Origin of the sequence: Flavobacterium sp. FPG59, from assembly GCF_002150205.1 — a bacterium.
Lineage (GTDB): Bacteria > Bacteroidota > Bacteroidia > Flavobacteriales > Flavobacteriaceae > Flavobacterium.
Window position 1 is genome coordinate 1 of sequence record NZ_MTCA01000226.1, and the last position, 4,852, is coordinate 4,852.

At 32.5% G+C, this 4,852-nt stretch carries 4 protein-coding genes; 3 read left to right on the top strand and 1 reads right to left on the bottom strand.

Annotation, left to right across the window (positions count from 1 at the left end; all coding sequences use genetic code 11):
* Positions 1-11 precede the first annotated feature (11 nt).
* Both FPG59_RS13905 and dnaK read left to right on the top strand, forming a co-directional pair.
* Entirely contained in the window at positions 12-395 is a 384-nt protein-coding gene (locus FPG59_RS13905) for a YchJ family protein (RefSeq protein ID WP_086455183.1), read from the top strand.
* Between the two features lie 273 nt (positions 396-668).
* Positions 669-2,552: a molecular chaperone DnaK gene (dnaK, locus tag FPG59_RS13910; RefSeq protein ID WP_086455184.1), complete on the top strand. Its 1,884-nt coding sequence runs from the start codon at positions 669-671 to the stop codon at positions 2,550-2,552.
* A gap of 106 nt (positions 2,553-2,658) precedes the next feature.
* Here the strand turns inward: dnaK and FPG59_RS13915 are convergent, their stop codons facing one another.
* Positions 2,659-3,558: a Brp/Blh family beta-carotene 15,15'-dioxygenase gene (locus FPG59_RS13915; protein WP_086455185.1), complete on the bottom strand. Its 900-nt coding sequence runs from the start codon at positions 3,556-3,558 to the stop codon at positions 2,659-2,661.
* A 107-nt stretch (positions 3,559-3,665) separates the two neighbouring features.
* On the opposite strand from FPG59_RS13915, the gene FPG59_RS13920 reads away from it, so the two are divergent.
* A complete protein-coding gene (locus tag FPG59_RS13920) occupies positions 3,666-4,391 on the top strand; it encodes a bacteriorhodopsin-like (protein WP_086455186.1) in 726 nt (241 codons plus the stop codon).
* Positions 4,392-4,852: the final 461 nt, after the last annotated feature.

Sequence of the window (4,852 nt, forward strand, 5' to 3'; positions counted from 1 at the left end):
AATAATAATTTATGAGTACAGATAAATGTCATTGTGGAACTTTACAATCATTTGAAAAATGTTGTGGACCAATAATAAGTAAAAGTGTAAAAGCTATTTCTGCCGAGGAGTTGATGCGATCAAGGTATAGCGCTTATGCCACCCATAATGCTGCTTATCTCGTTGCAACTACAGTTCCTCATACAAGAGCATTGCATCCTTTTGATGATATTTTGCAGTGGGCAAAAAGCAATACATGGCTTGGACTAGAAATAATTGAATCTACACCTACTATTGTGGAGTTTAAGGCCTATTATAAGGATGCTTATAATAAAAGTCATATTCATCATGAACGTTCAACGTTTGTAAATGAAAATGGAGATTGGTTTTATGTTAATGGTGTTTTTTTAGATTAAAATGAAGTATCATTTTTAGACTAAACTCAAAAGTTTGTTCATAATTTTTAAACTAAAAGTTCATTAGTCAATAATTTTTGGGACTTTTCAGTTCATTGTCTAGTTTATTGTATAAATGGGTAAGTGAAAGTAAAATGTCAAGTTGTCAGCAATTTTTCCGCCATTTAGGAGCTAAACTGACATTTTTCATACTGACAGAATGTTGGCACAAAGATTGACTATTGCTTTTCGAGCCTTTAAAAAAGTATAAAATAAAAATTAAATATAATTAAAATGGGTAAAATAATCGGAATTGATTTAGGTACTACCAACTCTTGTGTTTCTGTAATGGAAGGTAATGAAGCAGTTGTTATCCCTAATGCAGAAGGTAAAAGAACAACACCATCTATCATCGCTTTTGTTGAAGGTGGAGAGATCAAAGTAGGAGATCCTGCTAAGAGACAAGCAGTAACTAATCCAACTAAGACTATTGCTTCTATCAAACGTTTTATGGGACAAGGTTTTGGTGAAGTTTCGGCTGAAGCAAAAAGAGTTCCTTACAGTGTAGTAAAAGGAGACAACAATACACCACGTGTGGATATTGATGGTCGTTTATACACTGCTCAAGAATTGTCAGCTATGACACTTCAAAAAATGAAAAAAACTGCTGAAGACTATTTAGGTCAAACAGTTACTGAGGCAGTTATTACTGTTCCTGCTTACTTTAATGATGCACAACGTCAAGCTACAAAAGAAGCTGGTGAAATTGCAGGTCTTAAAGTTATGCGTATCATTAATGAGCCTACTGCAGCTGCATTAGCTTACGGATTAGATAAAAAAGGTACTGATCAAAAAATTGCTGTATACGATTTAGGTGGAGGTACATTTGATATTTCTGTTCTTGAATTAGGAGACGGAGTATTTGAAGTATTGTCTACTAATGGTGATACTCACCTTGGTGGAGATGATTTTGACCAAACAATCATTGACTGGTTAGCTGATGAGTTTTTATCAGAAGAAGGTGTTGATTTGCGTTTAGACCCAATGTCATTGCAACGTATTAAAGAAGCTGCTGAAAAAGCTAAAATTGAATTGTCTTCTTCTGCAGAGACTGAAATCAATTTACCTTACGTAACAGCTACTGCTTCTGGACCAAAACACTTAGTTAAAAAATTATCTAGAGCTAAATTCGAACAATTATCTGATTCTTTAGTAAAACGTTCTATGGCTCCTGTAGCTAGAGCATTAAAAGATGCAGGTTTATCTGTTTCTGATATTGACGAAGTGATCCTTGTAGGAGGTTCTACTCGTATGCCAAGAATTGCTGACGAAGTAGAGAAATTCTTTGGTAAAAAAGCGTCTAAAGGAGTTAACCCTGATGAGGTTGTTGCAATTGGAGCAGCTATTCAAGGTGGAGTTCTTTCTGGAGATGTAAAAGATGTATTGTTACTTGACGTTACTCCTTTATCTTTAGGTATCGAAACTATGGGTGGTGTTATGACTACATTAATTGAAGCTAACACAACTATTCCAACTAAAAAATCACAAGTTTTCTCAACTGCTGCTGATTCTCAACCAACTGTTGAATTACACGTTCTTCAAGGAGCTAGAGCAATGGCTGCTGATAACAAAACTATCGGTCGTTTCAACTTAGACGGTATTCCACCAGCACCGAGAGGAGTTCCACAAATTGAAGTAACTTTTGACATTGATGCTAATGGTATCATCAAAGTATCTGCAACTGATAAAGGAACTGGTAAATCTCACGATATTCGTATCGAAGCTTCTTCTGGATTAACTTCTGAAGAAATCGAAAGAATGAAACAAGATGCTGAAGCTAACGCTGAATCTGATAAAGTTTTAAGAGCGAAAGCGGAGAAAATTAATGAAGCTGATTCTATGATTTTCCAAACAGAAACTCAATTGAAAGAATTAGGTTCTAAATTAGCTGATGATCATAAAGTAGCAGTAGAATATGCATTAACTGAATTGAGAATGGCTCACCAGTCTCAAGATGTTCCTGCAATTCAAACAGCTCTTGATAACATCAATGCAGCTTGGAAAACAGCTACTGAGGCTATGTACGCTCAAGGTGAACAACCACAAGGAGAGCAACCACAAGGTGAAGCTACTCAAGGAGACAACGTAGAAGACGTAGAATTTGAAGAAGTAAAATAATTTTTATACCATATTATAAATGGAAATCAATTTAGATATCATTTCAAATTGATTTAAAATTATCCTGATATTAAAACCGAGTAAGCAATTACTCGGTTTTTTTGTTTTATAGAGTGTTGGTTTTTTCTTCACTTGACATATTAGCGATGACTGCTGCATGCGGAAAAGTAATGGCAGCTAAGAATGAGAAAAAAAGTGCATTAAAAAACTGCTCGTCTTTACAAATAAAAAACAAAACGGCTATACCTATGATGGAAACGAACCAATAGATAAAAGCAGCTCTGCAGTAGGCTTTAAAGTGTGTTATACTGAATGAACCATTTAAAAAGATTACTTGGTCAATTATAGATGGAATACTATGCCATAATACAAAATATAAAGCAAATCCCCAGATTAAACTAGAAGCCTTAAAAAGTATTGCAAATAGTATTAAAAAGAATATTTCTAGAGCAATTTTACCTCTTAAGGATTCAAATTTCCAGAACAAGTAACAAATATAAAGTCCAAATAGTAAAGCCGTGATTTGTAAAGCTATAGTGAATGCAACTAAAGGAACCATCACATGCGTAATTTTATTTACAATATCTTGAACCTGGTTGCTGTGAAAATAGAATAAAAGTAACAGTAAAACTAAACCGTATAAAAACTGAAACATAATACAAACTAAATTATTGAGTTTGGTTTTAACACTATGCCATTGCTGTTCGCCAAAATGGTATGCACTAACTATAATAAATAGAACTAAGGCAACTTGAGGTAAAGTATAGAATAATAAAACACCCACAAGTACAACTGTAACATAATATAGAAGTGTTTTTTTTTGAGAGTTCTTTTTTTGGTCAGGATTTAAATGCTGAATTAAAAGAATATCATTGGCGCCATGCAATATTCCGAAGGTAAATATTAAGAAAAAACCGAGAATTATTTGAAATTGGCTTGTAAGGTAAGAATCAATCCATAGTCCGAAAAAGCTTGCTACAATTGCGATATTTGAATAATTTTTCATAAAAATTAATTATTGTTTAAAATTACATAAAAATAATTAAACAAAAATTAATTTGTATGTCTAAGTTTTTGTATATTTGGTTAAACAAAATATTAAAAACTATTTTTATGACAAATTTTATGTTTATTTCAGGACTAGTTGGAAAAATGTTACCAACAGATTATGTAGGGTTTACTTTTTTTGTAGGCTGTATGGCTATGATGGCCGCATCAGCTTTTTTCTTCTTATCACTGAGCCAGTTTGATAAAAAATGGCGTACATCAGTTTTAGTTTCAGGTTTAATTACTTTCATTGCAGCAGTGCATTATTTTTACATGAGAGATTATTGGGCTTCATTTGGTGAATCACCAACATTCTTTCGTTATGTTGACTGGGTATTAACAGTGCCATTAATGTGTTTAGAGTTTTACTTAATTTTAAAGGTAGCTGGAGCAAAACAATCTTTATTATGGAAAATGATTATCTACTCTGTAATTATGTTAGTTACGGGTTATTTTGGAGAAGTTGTTGCACCAGATAGCGCTGCTTTTTGGGGTGCAGTTTCAGGAGTAGCATATTTTGCTATTGTGTATGAAATTTGGTTTGGTGAAGCATCAAAACTTGCTGCGGCAGCTGGAGTTGAAGTACAAAAAGCACACAAAATTTTATGTTGGTTCGTACTTGTAGGTTGGTCTATTTATCCATTAGGATACATGATGGGTACTACAGGTTGGTACAACGGAATTATACCAGAAGGTAACATTGATGTAGCTTACAATATTGCTGATGCAATAAATAAAATTGGTTTTGGTTTGGTTATTTATAACCTAGCTGTGAAATCTTCAAAAGATTAATTCCATTTTTTTATATTTAATTGTAGTAAACCGAGCTAGAAATAGCTCGGTTTTTTGTGTTTAAAAGTTTTAATTGTTTAATTTATTAGGTAAAATTATTAAACAAATTATATTTTCGCGTGATGCTTTCATTTATGCTGTTTTAACAAAAAGAGCTCTTTTATACAATTGTGGTTTTAATAATTCATTTTTTAGTTTGTATTTCACTTTTCAATACATATCATATTGAAATCATTTTTAAAGAAAATTTTCAATTGTAATTGGGTTCTGAATGTGATATCCTATAGATAAGAATATCCTATCGATGGTAATTTTGTCTGTTTAAGAAAACTAAAATCATATTTTGATATCTTGATGACGGATTTTTTTTTGGGTTAATTTAAGTTCTCTCAATAGTTTTAATTAAGGATGCTGTAAAGCCCAAAAAAAAGCCCAAAAGTATTTTAGAGATACAATTGGGC

Bases quoted from the DNA above. Each gene is read 5' to 3' on its own strand.
- FPG59_RS13905 (WP_086455183.1), top strand. From the start codon at position 12: ATGAGTACAGATAAATGTCATTGTGGAACTTTACAATCATTTGAAAAA.
- dnaK (WP_086455184.1), top strand. From the start codon at position 669: ATGGGTAAAATAATCGGAATTGATTTAGGTACTACCAACTCTTGTGTT.
- FPG59_RS13915 (WP_086455185.1), bottom strand. From the start codon at position 3,558: ATGAAAAATTATTCAAATATCGCAATTGTAGCAAGCTTTTTCGGACTA.
- FPG59_RS13920 (WP_086455186.1), top strand. From the start codon at position 3,666: ATGACAAATTTTATGTTTATTTCAGGACTAGTTGGAAAAATGTTACCA.